Genomic DNA, 16,146 nt, shown 5'->3' with positions numbered 1-16,146 from the left:
ATGAAAAATGCCCGACAAGGCATGCAACTTATGGGAAACCAATCCTGATGGAATTTTATGAAGAGGACGTGAGAAAGTACCCCCTGGGGGAATTTTTGAGTTCTTATTCGATCAATCCCCTGCTGGGGACGCTACTCTGGTGCTTGATGAAGATTTATCTGATCAGACCGCAAAACAATCCGTTTCCTGTGTGTCGTTCCCTGAGGGAGAATCTGGTTGAACTGAATGAGATTCCCGAGCGTTTCCAGACGGAAGTCTCGGCAGAGCTGAAAATACTTGCTGAAGCCGGCTTCATTGAGCCGCAGCTGATTAAGCTGCTGTCAGGTTCCCGTCAGTCAGAGCTCAAACTGTCAGGGATCACGATTTTGGCGCTGCATGCAGAGAAACTGATGGGGGTCAAGGTGATGATCTTCTTTCCCGATGAAGAGAGCCCAGTTCGGATGCCCTACTCCCTCCTGTCATTTCCGGACTCGGTCAGCTCGCTTACAACGAGCAATCAGAAGAACCTAGCCGATTTTGATACTGGGGATTCAGCAAGCTCCCATCCCGATGCCACTCTTGTCGAATTGATTCAAATTCACCAGCAGAGGTTGGCGGAATTAAACAGATCGTGTCTGACCATTGATCATGGAGACGAACTGCTGCAGCTGATTGAAGCGAGAGATAATCGACGACTCGATTATGATATCAGCCGGGGTTGGCTGAAACGGGTTTTTCCGTCGTAAGGATCGGGAGTTCACCGGCGGTCGCTGCTGACTGAAAGCAAAAAACGCCCGACAAGGTTTGCACCTCATCGGACGTTTCGGGGTTGCCTGCTCCCTTTTGTTTTACTCGCTCCTAAAAGCTGGCTGCGGGCAGTTGGGTCATCTGGACGGTAGCCTGCAAAGGTTCGCCTTCGATTGATTCCAGCAGTTCCATTTCCAGTACGCCGCCTGACTGGGCGATGACCTGGCCGAAGACTTCGTTGTCGGTGATCACCACGCCGTTACATTTGGTGATGACCATGCCGGGCTGCAGGCCGACTTCTGCAGCGGGTGAATTTGCTGCGATGGTTTCGATGCCAATTCCTTTGCCGGGCAGCATCAGACCTTTCAGACCGAGGAACCAGCGAACGTCTTCCACAACCACTCCGCTCGGTGCCACATAGTCACAGGTTGGATAGACGTAGTTGCAGTACTGGTAGTTGCCGGGCACGCAGGTCCGCAGCGGTGTGCAGTAGTTGAACCACCACCAGGAGTAACGAGGGCGATGATTGTGCCAGTGATTGTGATGTCCATTGTGGTGACCATGATGATTCCCATTGTGGTGTCCGTTATGGTGACCATGGTGATTTCCGTTGCCCTGACCTGGTTTAGGATGCATGGGATTAGTAGGCCGTGGTTTTGGAGGTCCGTTACCGACGGGAGGCCGAGGGCGAGGACGTGGTTTCGGGGCTCCCATACCTGGTTTCGGAGGAGTGATGCCGCCGTTGCCTGGTTTGCCGTTGCCGATGCCTGGATCGAGGGGTTTCGGGAAGGGCCGTGGTTTGGTGCTGCCGATGCCGGTGAAAGGGTTTTTCCCCGGACGGGTGATGCCACCGTTACCTGGTTTGCCGTTACCGATACCCGGATCAAGGGGTTTCGGGAAGGGCCGCGGTTTGGGAGTCATCCCTCCGTTGAAGGGTTTCTTGACCGGTCGATTGAACGTATTTCCTGGTTTCCTGTTGTTAAAACCAGGCTGTACTTTTTTCATCGTGGTGTGCCGTTGAAAGGTTGATCCCTTGGGCTGTACTTTGGAAAACGTGTTGTGATTCATCCGCGTGTTTGAGACGCGGCGGTTGAAGTTTTGCGGAGTCTTCATCGTTGATGTTCGAGATCGCATCCCGTTGGAACGCGATTGATAATGACCTCGCGATCTTGAAAAACTCGAGCGAGACGAGCTGGAGCGAGAGAAGCCGGAGCGACCATTGGAGTGGCCTCTGCCGCCGGCGAAAGTTTCCAATGTCATGGGGCCCATGACCATTGCCAGAATTACCATACTGAGTGTGAAGCGTTTCATTGTTCTATTCCCCTTGTTTCGTAACCAATTCCGCGATTGTGTTGTTGTGTCTGACAGGTCCCATGCCTGTCTGACTTACTCAGCGTGAAGTGGGAAAAACTGTTACCGGAAAAACAGGGGAATATTGAGAAATGCTGGTCTGTAAGGTCTGGGGTGAGGTGTAAGTGTCTGTTGTTTCTGGGTTTGTGGTATTTCGGGGGTGGCTGTGTTCCGCAAGGTTTTTCTCTGTGCTGGTTGCAAAGTCTCAACATACCGCGGATACTGGAATGGTTCGCCTCTGCACGGGGAACGTCTCTTGGGACTGACTAATTCATAATGATATTCAATGAACAGGAATCCGGATGATGAAGAAGTGCTTGCGTCTAATTGCGGTAGCTGTGGTCTGTAGTCTGGCATTGCCGGTGATGGCGGCGGAGAAAGTCGAACCGGTGCGGATGGGCAGCGGGATCATGACTTTTGATACCGTTCCCGGCTGGGGTTTTGATGAACAGGGCCGTTCAGTGCTCGGACCGACCCATGGTGGTGTGGTCGTCGATAAAGAGGGGAATATTTATACGAGTGCCAAGATCGGCGTCTTTGTCTTTTCGCCGGACGGGAAAGTGGTCCGCCGCTTTCTGGGCGATGAGTATTCCAACATCCATGATCTCGAAATCCGGGACGAACCTGAAGGGGAATTCATCTACGGTGCCCGCAACGTGGCCGGCGAAGGAATCAAGTTTCACGCTCAGACGGGCGACATTATCCTCAAGCTGCCTTTCCCGAAAGAATCCGGATTGAACCTGAAGAAATTTGCCCCGACCGCGATCACTGTCGCTCCCGAGGGGGACATCATTCTCTCGGACGGTTACGCGAGCAATTACATCTTCAAGTTTGACAAGAACGGCAAATACAAGTCCCACTTCGGCAAGAAGGGGAACGGGATGAAGGAATTCAACACCGCCCACGGGATGACGCTGGATACCCGATACGATCCGCCGCGACTGTTGATCTGCGACCGCAACCATCAGCCCAAGGGACGCCTGCTGCACTACGACCTGGACGGCAACTTCATCGGAGAAGTGATCACCGGACTGGGGATGCCGACCTCGGTGGCGATTCAGGGCGACTACGTTTCCGTACCCGATCTGCACGGTCGGCTGGTGATTCTGGACAAGGACAACACGATTGTGGCAGTGCTCGGTAACAACGAGGATGCCAACACCCGCCGAAACTTTAATGTGCCCCAGGATCAGTGGCGCGAAGGCATCTTCAGCGGCACCCACAGTTCCTACTGGGACAAAGAGGGCAACCTGTATGTCCAGGACTGGAACGTTTCCGGCCGGCTGATGAAGCTGGTGCGGGTGAAGTAACGCGTAAGCAGTCTGAGTTTGTGAATAGAACGTCCAGCCTGCTGGACGTTCTATTATAAGCACCAGAAAGAAGCAGGTACCTTACTCATTGATGCCTGCAGGAGATTTGGTTAAATGGGCATCGATAAATATCTTGCCTGTCGCACCTGTCATGTGTTTATAGATCTCCATAAATGGCCGGTAGTTGAGGAAGCGGGGCAGTATCTGGCGGCTGCGCATTATCGAGATAGTGAATTGAAGGGTTTGCTGCCTTCAGTCGAGTCTCCATATCGGGTGGAAGAATCGCCCTATCCTTTGATCGACCTCAATCGTTCATGTCACAAGATCCTGATTACCTCAAATCAGATCAGGATGGCGATCAAAGCGGGTGTCCCTGATCAGGACTATATTCATAAAGCAGTTCCTCTGGTTGAATCATTCGCGTCCATGCACGAAAATCATGAGATCTTTCTCTCTTGTGATTTAGGTGATCCAGATGATGATCCCTGGTCGCCAACACAACCGGGTTTTGAAGAATGGTACGAAATTCCAGAAGGACCATTTCATTTTAATCGTTATCTGCCTCGGAATTTGATCGAAGAACTGGGGTTACGCAGATGGGATGAGGCGGTTGAGGAATTGAAAGATGATTGGCCTTTCGAATTTGAAGAGTACGCAGAAGAACTCAAGGATCAAATAGCGGCGATCCGTAAAGCTTTTGAACGTCTTGTTTCAAAACTTGAAAAGGAGAACAAAGAATCTGACTAGCGGTAGCAAGTTAAACTAAATCTTTGAATGAGAGAAGGAATATTTTCAGGGTGTGAATAAATGGACGACGAACCGGAAATTCGAGTTGGGATTTGCTCTGCAGGCAATACTTTGATTCCCTGCCTGCAGACGATCGTTGCTAAAGGCTACACCGTTAAACACTATTTTCTGAATGATACACCTGGCGAGTGGGAGAACCCACAATGGGATGCCGAAAAGGATGGGTGTTTTTTCAGTGCGACCTCTCCCGATGCTCTCCTGGGGTTGATTGCCATGTGGGAAGTGCGTGGCGATGACTGGTCAATCAAGCCCGGGGAAAGTGAGCTCCTTGACAGACTGATTGATTCTGCAGTGATGTATGACAGTGAAGGTAATGTGATCGACCAGTGATCCGTTCATACTGAACGGAGTCATTGTGGAAACGAAATCTGATTCGTTTCAGACAGGTGCAGCATGAATGAAGTCATCGATGATGCTACCGAAATCAGGGAGCCGGACGTTCCGTTGCGGCAGCGGTATGTGATCCTGCTGTTTCTGATGGCGGCTTTGTTTGTGGGCGTGCCCGTGGTGCTGGTGGCGGCTCTGTTTCTGTTCCCCGCAGCGAAATTGTCGGGTGAGCCTCAGTTTTATGAGGTGACCGATCCGGGGCAAGATTTTACGCTGTATACCGGCTTCGACTGGCCGGAGTTGGCTCAGGTCGTGACGGCAGGGGAAGTACGACTCGAATTTCTGGGGGATGGGGAATACTACCTGGTCTTCGATACTGATGCGGGCACGCTCGCCCGCTGGTTACAGCAGCCAGTTCCCTGGGGGCAAACCGCGTGGGAACAGGGGCCGGTATCGGAAGAGATTCCCCGGTATTTTGGATTTGGTGTTATCGGGATGAGTGCACCGCCGGCAGGTGTTGTGACAGAGGAGGCAATTGGCGAGGAGCAGATCCAGCAAGCGCTGTCTTCACCCGAGACACGTTATGTGGCGCGACAACGAGGGCAGGACTCCTGGAACAATGGCGAAATCCTGCTGCTCGACCCACGACACAATCGGGTCTGGTACTCACGTTGGGATCTGTGATTCTGTTGTCACGTTCAATCGACAGCGGACGGTCAAGTGCTGGTTTGTGTCGTTCGGGATGTTCCCCTGTTTTATCTGCGGGAGCCCTGGAAAAACCTGGTTCTGCGCGGTCCGTTATGCGGGATGAGTGGCGCAGAAGCGGTAAAAAAGCGTCTGTCTGGTACGGTGCACAGATTGCAGCAGACTGGTTCGTGCCGCGCGTTATACTCTGTCTCTGTAGCGTTTGCGTTAACCCTGTCTGGCAGGTAATTCGCGTAGCATTGATTTCAGGTTGAAGTGAGGTCATTGTGCTAACTCCCGTGTTTTTCCCACGTTGATTCGAATCTGTGTATTGCGCCTTGCGCGCGCGACGCATAACTCCGGATTGTGTGCGTTGGCGAGTGCCTGTCAAGGTGTTGATCGGGAAGTAGTGCTGTCGTTTTTTCAGGGTGAAGATGCACTGATCATGACTGACGCGGGGAAATTCAGTCAACCTGTGCGGCCCAGTAGACGCCGGAGGCGACCAGCGATTTGGGACCGTCTTTGGCTTCGGGATGCGGACTGTAACAGATGACGCGACCGGAGCCGAATTTCGAGCGGATGATCGCATGTGTGCCGACCATCGCTTCGGCGGGAGCCCCGTTGCGGGCGACTTCCGTTTCAAAGCGGGCCAGGACTTCGTACCCCGGGAGGTCTGGCTGATTATCGGGGACCAGGAGGGGACCGTTATGATAATAGACCTGATGTTTCTCCTTGCCGCGTGCGAGGACCTGCTGGCCGGCGGAGGTCAGGCTGATTTCGACCGTTTCGCGACCGCGGGCCCAGTGCTGGCGATCCCAGACGCGGGCATTGATGACACCCAGCGACCATTTGTAATGCGACGAGGCCAGATACGCTCCAGCGCAGATGCCAACATAACCGCCGCCGTTTCTGACAAACTGGCGGACCGCTTTTCGACCCTCCGGCTCAAGGGCTTTCGACTGTTTGCTGCCACTGCCTCCGGGCATGATGAGGACGTCGAAGTCTTTGAGCACACCGCTACGAATCTCTGCCGGTCGGACAACCTGGTATTTGAAGCCGTTGGCGGGCGTGAGGAACTGTTTCAGATTGCGGGGGCCCGATGATTCCTTGTCGGGATAATCAAAGATAGCCACGCGGACCAGCTTCGTAACAGAGACTTGTTCGTCGGCCTGCACGGATAACGGCAGACAGAGGAAACTCAATGTGAGGCACAGCAGGAGGTTGAACTGTATGAAGGGACGCATGGCGGAATCCTGGTTTCTAGTATCCTTTTCAGGGAATCACAATCGTTTTCTTGACGGGGGCGAACTGGGGAGGCGGAGGAGCCGGCAGGTTGATGGCGGCCTGTTTCATCTCCCGCAGTTCCTGTTGCATCGCCTGCATGGCGAGTGCCGCCATCTTCTGATGAAAGCGGGTGACGGCACCGCTGGAGTAACCATGTTCTTGACGCGCCTGCTGAAAACTGTGGGTGAGCTTGAGAATCTGGTCTTCTGTTTTCCAGAGGTCAGTCCAGATGCCGGGCAGTGCATCGGTATCGACATCTTTGCCGTCGTTCACAATGCACCAGGCTCGCAGCGAAAGAGCGATCTCACCCAGTTCGGCTCCCTTTTGATCGGTCAGCGGATCAGCGACTTCCTGCATGTCGACCCAGCAGGGAACCGCCAGCGAAAAACTGGGATTTCCGAGAATGGTCCACATGGTTGCCAGGTGAGGATTTTCGCCCGGTTTCACACCCTGAAAGACAGCCGCGGAAACGGTCGTAGAACGGCTGATGGTATTGGCGGTCGGGATGATTTCCGGGAGCGTTCCTTTTTCACCGTTCACCGTGCCCGGCCAGGGAGTACCCTGTTTGCTGGAAAGGTCACGGGTCAGGTTGCGCAGCAGATAGTCCACGGTGATGCCCTGAGGCCGACGCAGTTCCAGGCGGGAACAGGCCTGGGAATAGCGTTCCGCGGAATAAATCTTTCCCAGGTGGCGTTGCTCGGGCAGGGCGGGCAGGCCCTGGGCGGTGGTAGCGAAATTGGAACGCACGATGTAGCCGTTCGGGGCGACTGCAGGATCGTTGGCATCGAACATCGTGTAACTGTCGGGGCCGGTTTCGAAAAGGGCGGCGCCACCCTGTGCATCGATGACGCCGAAGTTCGAAATCGTGCGGCGGCCGGTCTTGTTGGTTTTGTCGAGCAGCTTGCGGAAATCGTCGACCGTTTCGCAGGTCTCCAGGGCATGCTTGATGAAACCGCCATTCCCCATGCCGGTCTTTTTTCCGGTCGTTTTCAGATCTTTGCTCAACGAGTTTTCGAGACAGAATCCGGCTTCGTTCATACCCATCCAGGCCGATTTGCGATTGCCGGCATTCACAACGGCGACCGCGCGGAGCGGACCTGCGGTAAACAGGGCGACTTCATTGTGGAGGGCGGGGGCATCCCGATTTTTCCAGAGCAGCGGTCTGCCGTCGGCGGTCGCTTTGCCGCTGATGACGGCGGTCGTGCAGGCATTGAGCGGGAGAGGCGCACTGTTCCAGATCAGCAACAGCAGTATGGGAATCCGCAGTAGCCAGGCCCGGTTCGCTATCATATTCACTGCATCCTGTTTCAAAGATCAAGTGGGAAACGTCTTCAGATTGTCACGCGTTCTAAATGGTTGGATCATTGTGGGTTTGGTGACCGTATCTCTCAAGCGTCTTGCAGCCGGTTCATCAAACCTGCACCAAATCTTCATATTGTGCAATCCCAGTCAAAATGTGAAATCAAAACTTTCCGATTCAGTGTGGAATCTCGAAGATTTTCTGTCCGCAGTAGAGGAGATGTTTTATGCTGGAAGACTGTGGTCCGTCGCGCTCAGCGTTGTTTCAATGTGGCATCCAGAAAGGGGACTCTGATGCAGGAGACACGATATACCGAGAAGCAGATTTTGTGTGGATTATATTCCTGTTACTGCGATGCGATTGGATCTGATACACCATTCACCGCAGAAACGAGGGTTGATCAGCATATGCAGGCGGATGGTTCATGGGAGGACACCGATCTCGCTGATCTGTTCTATCGTTTTGAACGACAGTTTGATTTCGAATGTTCGTTAGAAGAATGGACAGAAGAGCTGGGGATTGCGAATGTACCCAGTCTGGAAGTGTGGGAACATGAAATGGCACCCCGGTTTACCTTTGGTGCCATTGCGCGATTTATTCAGAAACGTGCGATCAACACCGTTTCGTTTCAATCTGTTACAGTGATTAACCGGGAGTGCGGACCGGCAGGAGCCTTCTACGGGATTCAGCAGGTCGTCGCATCGGAGAGGGCAGCCAGATGGAACTCGCACCGATTTGCTCCGAGTGACAGGATCATTGATGTTTTGCGTGGTTCGCATCTGGATCGATTCTGGTACGAATTGCACTGGAGGACAGAGCTGAGGATTCCCCGGCTGAAGAGGGACTGGGATTTTCTGATCGACTCTGGTTGCCTGCTGGGGGGAATCGGCTTTCTTGTTGCCTTTCCTGCTTCAATACTGACAGGCCAATATCTCTACGCAGTCATTGCAGTCGTTTATCTGCTGGCGCTGTGGGCAGTGGCTTCTGTTTACAAATACTGTTCCGATCCCCTGCCACCCGAACTGCAGACATTCCGCGATCTGGCAGTCGCGATTGCCGGCCTGGATTGTGAGGCGGTGCGGGGCATCAAAGATTCTAAGAACGGCGCAGCGGAGGGACTCACCTGATGAATGAGCTTCGCTATACCGAAACGCAGATTTTGTGTGGCATGCGGGAAATGTGGGAACGGGACCAGACGGAGCTCTTCTTCCTTCCCCGTTCTGTGCCCTTCCAGCCGGATGATCGGATTGATGAGCACATGCAATCTCGAATACTCAAATGGGCGAGCGAAGCGATCGATTACAGTGATTTAGTTGACTTGTACAAATCTTTGCAATACTGCTTTCGATTTGAATGTACCCGAGAAGAATGGTCCGATTGTTTCAGGCTGGATGTTTACCTCGATGACTATGAGGAGTGGGAGCGGCTGTATGCTGCCGACTTTACATTTCGCCGGGCAGCGCAATTCGTAGCGGAACGCGCGACGGCGATTTCCTTTGAGCCGGTGAATATCATCGGCCAGGAGTGCGGACCCGCGGGGGCGTTTTGCGGGATTCAGGAACTGGTGCGGGAGGTCAAAAAACGCCCGCGGGAATTTGGTCCGAGTACCCGGATTCGGGATGTGCTGAAGGGGAACGCGTTTATTTTCTTCTGGATGAAAGTGCGCTGGATTACCAAGCAACGTGCACCCAAACTTTCAAGCTCCTGGCTGAAGCTGGAGACAAACGTGGTTTTCATAATGCTGGCATGTTTGTTGTGCATCGGGGCGATCGTGTTCTCTTTACAGAAAGATCCGCTGTACTTCTTCTACAGTGCTTTCGCAGTGATTCCCTTTTGGATCCTGGTCGGGGGCCTGATGGAGCGACTGTTGGATCCCCTGCCACCAGAGTTGCAGACGTTCCGTGATCTGGCGGTGTGGATGGCGGAGCTGGACGATGAGCAAATACTGCCGGAGGGAGAGAGGGGATGAGTCAGTCTGCTTTGTTTCGAATCCTGCTATTGATGCTTGCACTGGCTGTGATTTCCAACAGTAGCGGCGAACGCATGATCAAGGCAGCGGAAACACAGCCACCGGATCCATTCTGGATACAGAATATTTTTGGAGGGGGTGAGCCGTTACGCCATCTTCCCGAAGTGATCTCCCGCAGGCGAGATGGCGATCTGGTCCGGGTGACCGTTCGTAATTCGGGAAATACGGTTCTGTGTTATACGTCTGCCGGGTGGAATCGAATTCAGCAGTTTCAGGAAACGGATCTGTCGGGGCGCTGGCAGGCGGCAAACTGGGCCTGGTGTGGTTTAGGAAAAGAGACAGCTCGATTAAAGCCGGGAGAGACGGTTGAGCTGAAGGTGAATTTCTGGGAACGGGGAGTTCGGGAACGGATGCTGGGGCATTTCAGAGATGAGGATTACCTGCATTCAGCGATGATCGTGCTGGCAACCGAGCGCGGGGAGTTTGACTAATGATTTATCAAGCGGTTCAGTGGAATGCGATCAAATGGCTCCTGTTACTGCTGTTTTCATGCAGTCTCGTTACGAGCGTTCCAGCGGAAGACAAGCGGGTTCGCTTAACGATTCCGCCCGAGCAGCCGCCGGATCCCGCCTGGCGGAAGGGATATTTAAAGGATATGCAGCCTTTGAAAAATCGTCCGGTGGTTGTTTCCCGCAAGAAGGTCAAGGATGAGATCCACGTCGTTATAAAGAATACCGGGGCCACGACACTGGAATACTATGCAACCAGTCCAGAACGAATTCAGCTGTATCAGGAAGTCTTCAGAGCAGGGCTCTGGCGGAAAGCGAACTGGGACTGGTGTGGTACCGGTAAAAAAACATATAAGCTCGCGCCTGGTCAGTCGGTCAAACTGGAAGTCCATTTTTTCAAAGACGAACGGGGAGAACGGATGCTCGGGGCATTTCGTGAGGCCGGGACGAAACGCTGGGGGCTGATCGTACTGGCTACCGAGGGGCTTACTGTTAACCATCAGGAACGCTGAAGAACCATGTATCGCTGTCTGTTGTGATGCGTATTCGTGCTGGTGGGGTGTCAGTCTGAGCCGGATCCCTGTTGAAAGCGTGTCGCAGTTCGCATAATGGGAAATGCTGAAAGGAGAAGAGCAATGTATCGCTGGATGATGCTCATGCTGCTGTGGAGCGCCAGCTGTCTGGCAGGGGAGCCGGTGTTTGATGCGATCGACTATCAGAGTCCGCAGATATATCTGAGTATACCGGACTCGGTGGGAAATCAGTCTCAGATTGCGGTGCAGGCCCGGAAGCTGAAAGCCGACCAGGATCAGCAGACGGTAGCGAATGTTCTGGACTGGATGAACTCAAATCTCAAATGTCAGGCCGATCTGGCTTATAACTGGAGAAACTATGACACGGTGATCCGTGATGGCTGTTATGGAAGTTGTGCCGACTATGCGATTGTCTGCGGTGCCCTGTTGCGAGGGGCCGGTATTCCTGCGGTCTGGGTGAAGACCATGGATGTTTCCTGGATTCAGGATTTCAAGCAGGGGCGCCCGTTTCAATCCTGGTCGGGGCATGTGTTTCTGGAAATCTACCTCGACAAGAAGTGGGTCCTGCTCGATCCGGGGGCGCGGCTGTTGTATCTCAATTATTCAACCGGAGCACGCATTCTGCCGGGGAATCGCTTTGCCTATCATAAAGGGAATGATCCTCAGGCAATGGTGATGTCGCTGCAGTGGGAAGACTGGAAGCAGCAGACGCGGGATTATTTTACGAAACTGGATGAGAGTCTGCTACCTGTCGATGTGAAATCCAGGGTTTCTCTGCGCAGTGCAAATTCGAAGGGGAAGGAGTGTTATGTCATCGGGAATTCTCCTTACTATCAGCTCATGACAAAAATGGCCCGGGAGCAGGGCTTTCACTACATCCAGTCATTCAATTCCGGATACGATCAATACCTGCCTCGGGCTCGGGGACACAGCTTATTGATTGAGACACATGACGGACAACCGCTGGTGAAACAGGAGGTGCTGGAGAAGTATTTCCCGGGGGCATTTTCCGGAGTTAAGAAAGGGCAGATCAAAGTTGACGGCACCAGTATTGTCTTTGTGGATTTTTCGAAGGAGAAAGTTTCGGAAGCGGAATCGGAGAAAACGCTCAAACAGCGGGTTCAGATACTGGAAGAGCAGGTGAAAGTTTTACAGGAGCAGGTGAAAGTACTATTGAAGAAGGTTCCCGATGCGCGCTGACTCTCGTCGTAAGTTTCCCAACTCAATCTTGAAGGTCATCGGACTGAGCCTGATTCCTGTAGTGGCTATGTCGGCAGTTTTACTCTGGCTGGTGTCGCTCCCCAGAGAAAGCGATTTTCATTTTGATCTGGGGCAAGGCCGGGCTTTGGATATCTACTGCGAAGGCGAATTCTTTTATGAGCCACCCGGTTATGTGTCTTATCAAATCACAGAGAATGGAAAAGTACTGGTCCCCGAGCGTGATTTTTGTGGCATCGGTTCGCAACGCGTTCCTTCGGGGCGGCTGGAGGTATTGTCGACCCGGGACGGAGAGACGATTGCATTCAGGCGAAATTTCAATGTGATGATCATGCATGATTTCAAGACGAATCGGAGCTGGCCCGATGAGAATGGTCAGGTGAAATGGGATGATTTTCTGCTGGCGATTGAACTGCTGCAGCGGTTTAAAGCAGAAGGCCAGGATCTGTATTCTGATCTGATTGATCGTTATCTGAATATCTATCTTTCATCTCCGAATGAGAAACTCAATGTGAATCAGGTCTGGAATGCGCAGGGAGACCAGGCAGAATTACTAGTGCGCGTCTCTGATCGGCATGGGGGAAAGGCTCAGTTGCTGCTGCCACGGGAGAAAATCACGGTCCCCCTGTCAGAGGAATTCGACTGGCATTCAGGATGGGGAGCCGGCTGGTTAAGTAATCACCGTTTTGGCGTCTGGGTGACCGGAGCGGGAGTGCGTGTCTGGGATCTCTCAGATGATGGAATGGGAAAAGAACTACCAGGCCCCCTGGATGCGGAACTGGTTGAGGAAGTGAAATCTTTCCCTGCTCACAGATTCGAATCGCAAAGATTCAGTCTCTAGCATTCAAAACAGGATCAGAATTCCTGCTCCCATTAGGGGATCGGTTCACCACCGGCAGGTGTGCTGAGAGCCTTGAGAACCTGGGGATCGATATTCTGATCGATGAAACGGACGTGCCCATCTGCAAACAGCAGAAAAGCGCCTTTTCTGTCTGGACTGCCAAAACAATCGGGGCAGCCATTTAATCCTTTGGCGGGATCCCGAACATTTGTGGCTGAACCCCAGGCAGGAAAACTGGAACTGATTTCGCCAGCCATAATCGTGTTGGACAGGCCATCTGCAGACTGGATGGTTTCGGTGCTGATACTTTGGTCGACAGGAAACAGCTGCGAGTTGGCGCTGAAATGAGACAATCCATATCCTGCTGCATTCTGTTTCGGTCCTTCCGGAAAATGAGAGTTCAGAAACAGCGGAATCACGATTGAAAAGACTTTTTTGTTTTCCGGTGCGTTCCAGGCACGGGAATCATCAATTTCCCGCGCCATGGCGGATTCGTTTATATATGGCAGCAGGCTGGTCATCCAGCCATGCAGGGGTTGATTCAGTTGGTCCGTATTCCCTCCCATCGGTAAATGCTGATTGGAAATGTCGCTGTATGTTGCGAGCGCCATGCCAAGCATTCTCAAATTGCCGCGATGGTTGGCGTTCGATCTGGTCATTTCACGGGACTGTTTCACTGCAGGATACAGGAGGGCGATCATTGCCCCGACGATTATGAAGACGATCAATGCCTGAATTGAGACAGGCAGCGTCTTCCTGTCTGAATCAGATGGCTGTGCTGGATTCAATTTACAGATTCCTGTCTGGGACACTCTGACAGTAAATGTCGTTCTTTAGATGAATTCATCATAACCTCATTAATCACATAGATACAGAACGTATCTGAAGTTCCCGTCGCCAGGTGAGATTCAAGCCTTGTCTCAGCGAAGCCACGGCGTAGAATGCGCGTGATGCTCCCGGACGACCGCTGGTGAATTCGGCGGCGATTTTCAAATACAGATAAAGGAGACTGAAATGGGCTATGAGATCAAGGGTCAGGTGGGACTGGTCACCGGTGCGAATCGGGGGATCGGCAAAGCGATTCTGGAAGGCCTGCTGCAAGCGGGCGCTGCGAAGGTTTATGCCGCCGTTCGCGATCCGTCTTCCGTTTCCGGACTGATCGGCGAATATGGGGACAAAGTGGTGCCGCTGGAGTTTGACCTGACGAAACCGGAGTTGATTGAAAATGCGGCCAAAACAGCCAGCGATGTTTCATTGCTGGTGAATAACGCGGGTGTGTTGAAAACAGCTTCGGCCCTGTCTGAAAATGCCCTGGAATCGCTGGACTTCGAAATGCAGGCGAATGTTTACGGACTGATCCGTGTCGCGCAGGCATTCGCCCCGGTGCTCAAGGCCAACGGCGGCGGGGCACTGGTGCAGCTGAATTCCGTAGCGTCACTGAAAACGTTTCCCGATTTCACGACTTACTGTGCTTCCAAGGCAGCTGCCTATGCGGTGACACAGGCTTTGAAAGATCAGCTCAAGGAACAGGGAACCCAGGTAGTCAGCGTGCATCCGGGGCCGATCGCCACGGATATGGGACACGATGCCGGTTTTGATGAAATCGCTGAGCCTCCGGAACTGGTTGCGGATGGAATTGTGTCTGCGTTACAGTCGGGTGAATTCCATGTCTTCCCCGATTCGCTGGCGAAAGAGATGGGATCTGCTTACCAGAGCTTCGCGAAAAATGTGATTGAACCAGCGATGACGGAAGCTTGAGTGTCGGTCTGATGATCAATCAACCCGACCGGGCTGGCGGTTATTCTTGCCTTTGCGTTTCGTGCCGGAATCGCCGAGGTCTTCGCGGGCCTGTTCTCCCAGGGCGGTCAGGCGTTTGACGACTTCGGGATGCTCAGCGGCGACGTTTTTGCTTTCGCTGACGTCGTCTTCCAGGTTATAGAGGGCCAGGCCGGTTTTCTTCTGAATGTAAGGGCCGGGCTTGCCGCCGGAGCCGGGTTTGCCTTTCAGGCTGCGGTAGGGATGCGGGAAGTGCAGTTTCCATTTGCCACTGCGGACCGCATTCAGGTGATCGCCCCAGTAGAAGTACAGTACGTCGTGCGGGGATTTCGCTCCCTTTTCGCCGCTCATCAGCGGCCAGATGTTTTTGCCGTCAATGATGCGGTCGGAGGGTACTTTACCGCCGGAGAGGTAGGCGATGGTGGGGAGGATGTCGATCGTCATGGCCATCTGGTGACAGACGCTGCCGGCGGGAATCTGCCCGGGCCAGGCCATGATACAGGGTTCGCGCTGTCCGCCATCCCAGGCGGTTCCCTTGCCTTCCCGCAGGGGGAGGGCGGAGCCGGCATGGTCTCCGTAGGAGAGCCAGGGGCCGTTATCGGAGGTAAAGATCACCAGGGTGTTTTCTTCGATGCCGTTTTCCTTGAGTGCCTGACGGATCTGACCGACGGACCAGTCGATCTCCATGATCACATCTCCATACAGGCCCTGTTCCGATTTGCCTTTGAACTTATCGCTGACATACAGGGGGACGTGAGGCATGGACTGCGGGACATACAGGAAGAACGGCCGGTCATGATTTTTATTGATGAAGGAGACGGCGTGTTCGGTGTACCAGGTGGTGAGCTGTGCCTGTTCTTTACCGGTTACTTTGGGATTGATGACGGTTTCGTTTTCGATCAGGGGCAGATCGGGGAAGCGTTTGCCGGCTGTTGGATGGAAGGGCCACATGTCGTTGGAGTAGGGGAGCCCGAAATATTCGTCGAAGCCGTGTCGGGTGGGCAGGAATTTGGGATTGTCGCCCAGGTGCCATTTCCCGTAGATCGCAGTGGCGTAGCCCTGTGGCTTGACGACTTCCGCGATGGTGGTTTCATCGGAGTTGATACCGATTTTGGAATTAGGACCCAGTGCGCCCCGAATGCCGACCCGGTTGGAATAGCAGCCGGTGAGCAGCGCGACGCGCGAGGCGGAGCAGACGGCCTGGGCGGCGTAGAAGTCGGTGAAGCGGACTCCCTCTTTCGCCATCTGATCGAGGTTGGGAGTTTTGATGTTGGGGGAGCCAAAGACGCCGACATCCTGGTAGCCCTGGTCGTCGGTAAAGATGATCACGAAGTTCGGATGCTGGCGGGCAGGGCGAGCCTGTGCGGTCGCTGGCAGCAGTGTCAGAAAGGCGACCAGGCAGAGCAACAGGCTCCGGCTGGTGGTTGAGAGTTCAGTTCGCAGTAAAGAAAATCCCCAATTCAAACCGGCCATGAGCGCGCCTTTCTGTATAATCTGATCTGTTGACTGGCG

The 16,146-nt window shown here is 53.5% G+C and carries 17 protein-coding genes; 12 read left to right on the top strand and 5 right to left on the bottom strand.

Annotated elements, in window-relative coordinates:
- Positions 1-365: 365 nt before the first annotated feature.
- On the top strand, positions 366-725 hold the full coding sequence (locus tag Enr10x_RS22830; RefSeq protein WP_145451490.1) for a hypothetical protein: 360 nt from the start codon (positions 366-368) through the stop codon (positions 723-725).
- A 112-nt stretch (positions 726-837) separates the two neighbouring features.
- Here the strand turns inward: Enr10x_RS22830 and Enr10x_RS22825 are convergent, their stop codons facing one another.
- Positions 838-1,839, bottom strand: a complete 1,002-nt coding sequence (locus Enr10x_RS22825; protein ID WP_145451489.1) for a PDZ domain-containing protein — start codon at positions 1,837-1,839, stop codon at positions 838-840.
- A 539-nt stretch (positions 1,840-2,378) separates the two neighbouring features.
- Here Enr10x_RS22825 and Enr10x_RS22820 point away from each other — a divergent pair.
- The 4 genes from Enr10x_RS22820 to Enr10x_RS22805 all read left to right on the top strand — a co-directional run bounded on the left by Enr10x_RS22820 (position 2,379) and on the right by Enr10x_RS22805 (position 5,204).
- Positions 2,379-3,386 carry a 6-bladed beta-propeller gene (locus Enr10x_RS22820; protein WP_232093100.1) on the top strand — a complete coding sequence of 336 codons (1,008 nt, stop codon included), beginning with the start codon at positions 2,379-2,381 and terminating at the stop codon, positions 3,384-3,386.
- A gap of 114 nt (positions 3,387-3,500) precedes the next feature.
- A complete protein-coding gene (locus Enr10x_RS22815) occupies positions 3,501-4,133 on the top strand; it encodes a hypothetical protein (protein WP_145451488.1) in 633 nt (210 codons plus the stop codon).
- A 60-nt stretch (positions 4,134-4,193) separates the two neighbouring features.
- On the top strand, positions 4,194-4,523 hold the full coding sequence (locus Enr10x_RS22810) for a hypothetical protein (RefSeq protein WP_145451487.1): 330 nt from the start codon (positions 4,194-4,196) through the stop codon (positions 4,521-4,523).
- 63 nt (positions 4,524-4,586) lie between these two features.
- Positions 4,587-5,204, top strand: a complete 618-nt coding sequence (locus tag Enr10x_RS22805) for a hypothetical protein (RefSeq protein WP_145451486.1) — start codon at positions 4,587-4,589, stop codon at positions 5,202-5,204.
- A gap of 464 nt (positions 5,205-5,668) precedes the next feature.
- On the opposite strand, the gene Enr10x_RS22800 is transcribed toward Enr10x_RS22805, so the two are convergent.
- Both Enr10x_RS22800 and Enr10x_RS22795 read right to left on the bottom strand, forming a co-directional pair.
- Entirely contained in the window at positions 5,669-6,448 is a 780-nt protein-coding gene (locus Enr10x_RS22800) for a BPL-N domain-containing protein (RefSeq protein WP_145113297.1), read from the bottom strand.
- 28 nt (positions 6,449-6,476) lie between these two features.
- Positions 6,477-7,778, bottom strand: coding sequence for a carcinine hydrolase/isopenicillin-N N-acyltransferase family protein (locus tag Enr10x_RS22795; protein WP_145113295.1), 1,302 nt, complete (start codon positions 7,776-7,778; stop codon positions 6,477-6,479).
- A 303-nt stretch (positions 7,779-8,081) separates the two neighbouring features.
- Between Enr10x_RS22795 and Enr10x_RS22790 the strand changes: the two genes are divergently transcribed.
- From Enr10x_RS22790 to Enr10x_RS22765, 6 genes are all read left to right on the top strand, one after another.
- On the top strand, positions 8,082-8,915 hold the full coding sequence (locus Enr10x_RS22790) for a hypothetical protein (protein WP_145451485.1): 834 nt from the start codon (positions 8,082-8,084) through the stop codon (positions 8,913-8,915).
- Positions 8,915-9,757: a hypothetical protein gene (locus Enr10x_RS22785; protein ID WP_145451484.1), complete on the top strand. Its 843-nt coding sequence runs from the start codon at positions 8,915-8,917 to the stop codon at positions 9,755-9,757. The genes Enr10x_RS22790 and Enr10x_RS22785 overlap by 1 nt, the downstream gene beginning before the upstream one ends.
- Positions 9,754-10,248 (top strand): hypothetical protein, encoded by a 495-nt coding sequence (locus tag Enr10x_RS22780; protein WP_145451483.1) that lies wholly within the window; start codon positions 9,754-9,756, stop codon positions 10,246-10,248. The genes Enr10x_RS22785 and Enr10x_RS22780 overlap by 4 nt, the downstream gene beginning before the upstream one ends.
- Positions 10,248-10,778 carry a hypothetical protein gene (locus tag Enr10x_RS22775; protein ID WP_145451482.1) on the top strand — a complete coding sequence of 177 codons (531 nt, stop codon included), beginning with the start codon at positions 10,248-10,250 and terminating at the stop codon, positions 10,776-10,778. Before Enr10x_RS22780 ends, Enr10x_RS22775 begins: the two co-directional genes overlap by 1 nt.
- 123 nt (positions 10,779-10,901) lie before the next feature.
- The gene (locus tag Enr10x_RS22770; protein WP_197997334.1) at positions 10,902-11,999 is read left to right on the top strand and encodes a transglutaminase domain-containing protein; all 1,098 of its coding nucleotides are present in this window, start codon (positions 10,902-10,904) and stop codon (positions 11,997-11,999) included.
- On the top strand, positions 11,989-12,858 hold the full coding sequence (locus tag Enr10x_RS22765; RefSeq protein WP_145451480.1) for a hypothetical protein: 870 nt from the start codon (positions 11,989-11,991) through the stop codon (positions 12,856-12,858). The genes Enr10x_RS22770 and Enr10x_RS22765 overlap by 11 nt, the downstream gene beginning before the upstream one ends.
- Positions 12,859-12,890: 32 nt before the next feature.
- Here Enr10x_RS22765 and Enr10x_RS22760 read toward each other — a convergent pair whose 3' ends face one another.
- A complete protein-coding gene (locus Enr10x_RS22760; protein ID WP_261343274.1) occupies positions 12,891-13,478 on the bottom strand; it encodes a DUF1559 domain-containing protein in 588 nt (195 codons plus the stop codon).
- A 394-nt stretch (positions 13,479-13,872) separates the two neighbouring features.
- On the opposite strand from Enr10x_RS22760, the gene Enr10x_RS22755 reads away from it, so the two are divergent.
- On the top strand, positions 13,873-14,616 hold the full coding sequence (locus tag Enr10x_RS22755) for an SDR family oxidoreductase (RefSeq protein WP_145451478.1): 744 nt from the start codon (positions 13,873-13,875) through the stop codon (positions 14,614-14,616).
- Positions 14,617-14,631: 15 nt separating this feature from the next.
- On the opposite strand, the gene Enr10x_RS22750 is transcribed toward Enr10x_RS22755, so the two are convergent.
- Positions 14,632-16,107 (bottom strand): sulfatase family protein, encoded by a 1,476-nt coding sequence (locus tag Enr10x_RS22750; RefSeq protein WP_232093099.1) that lies wholly within the window; start codon positions 16,105-16,107, stop codon positions 14,632-14,634.
- Positions 16,108-16,146 lie beyond the last annotated feature (39 nt).

Source organism: Gimesia panareensis (assembly GCF_007748155.1).
Classification (GTDB): domain Bacteria; phylum Planctomycetota; class Planctomycetia; order Planctomycetales; family Planctomycetaceae; genus Gimesia; species Gimesia panareensis.
The sequence above is the reverse complement of the archived record's forward strand: the minus strand, read 5'-3'. Positions and strand labels throughout refer to the sequence as shown.

Coding starts and splice junctions, on each gene's coding strand:
- Enr10x_RS22825 (WP_145451489.1), bottom strand. CDS start 1,839: ATGAAGACTCCGCAAAACTTCAACCGCCGCGTCTCAAACACGCGGATG.
- Enr10x_RS22820 (WP_232093100.1), top strand. CDS start 2,379: ATGATGAAGAAGTGCTTGCGTCTAATTGCGGTAGCTGTGGTCTGTAGT.
- Enr10x_RS22815 (WP_145451488.1), top strand. CDS start 3,501: ATGGGCATCGATAAATATCTTGCCTGTCGCACCTGTCATGTGTTTATA.
- Enr10x_RS22810 (WP_145451487.1), top strand. CDS start 4,194: ATGGACGACGAACCGGAAATTCGAGTTGGGATTTGCTCTGCAGGCAAT.
- Enr10x_RS22805 (WP_145451486.1), top strand. CDS start 4,587: ATGAATGAAGTCATCGATGATGCTACCGAAATCAGGGAGCCGGACGTT.
- Enr10x_RS22800 (WP_145113297.1), bottom strand. CDS start 6,448: ATGCGTCCCTTCATACAGTTCAACCTCCTGCTGTGCCTCACATTGAGT.
- Enr10x_RS22795 (WP_145113295.1), bottom strand. CDS start 7,778: ATGATAGCGAACCGGGCCTGGCTACTGCGGATTCCCATACTGCTGTTG.
- Enr10x_RS22790 (WP_145451485.1), top strand. CDS start 8,082: ATGCAGGAGACACGATATACCGAGAAGCAGATTTTGTGTGGATTATAT.
- Enr10x_RS22785 (WP_145451484.1), top strand. CDS start 8,915: ATGAATGAGCTTCGCTATACCGAAACGCAGATTTTGTGTGGCATGCGG.
- Enr10x_RS22780 (WP_145451483.1), top strand. CDS start 9,754: ATGAGTCAGTCTGCTTTGTTTCGAATCCTGCTATTGATGCTTGCACTG.
- Enr10x_RS22775 (WP_145451482.1), top strand. CDS start 10,248: ATGATTTATCAAGCGGTTCAGTGGAATGCGATCAAATGGCTCCTGTTA.
- Enr10x_RS22770 (WP_197997334.1), top strand. CDS start 10,902: ATGTATCGCTGGATGATGCTCATGCTGCTGTGGAGCGCCAGCTGTCTG.
- Enr10x_RS22765 (WP_145451480.1), top strand. CDS start 11,989: ATGCGCGCTGACTCTCGTCGTAAGTTTCCCAACTCAATCTTGAAGGTC.
- Enr10x_RS22760 (WP_261343274.1), bottom strand. CDS start 13,478: ATGCTTGGCATGGCGCTCGCAACATACAGCGACATTTCCAATCAGCAT.
- Enr10x_RS22755 (WP_145451478.1), top strand. CDS start 13,873: ATGGGCTATGAGATCAAGGGTCAGGTGGGACTGGTCACCGGTGCGAAT.
- Enr10x_RS22750 (WP_232093099.1), bottom strand. CDS start 16,107: ATGGCCGGTTTGAATTGGGGATTTTCTTTACTGCGAACTGAACTCTCA.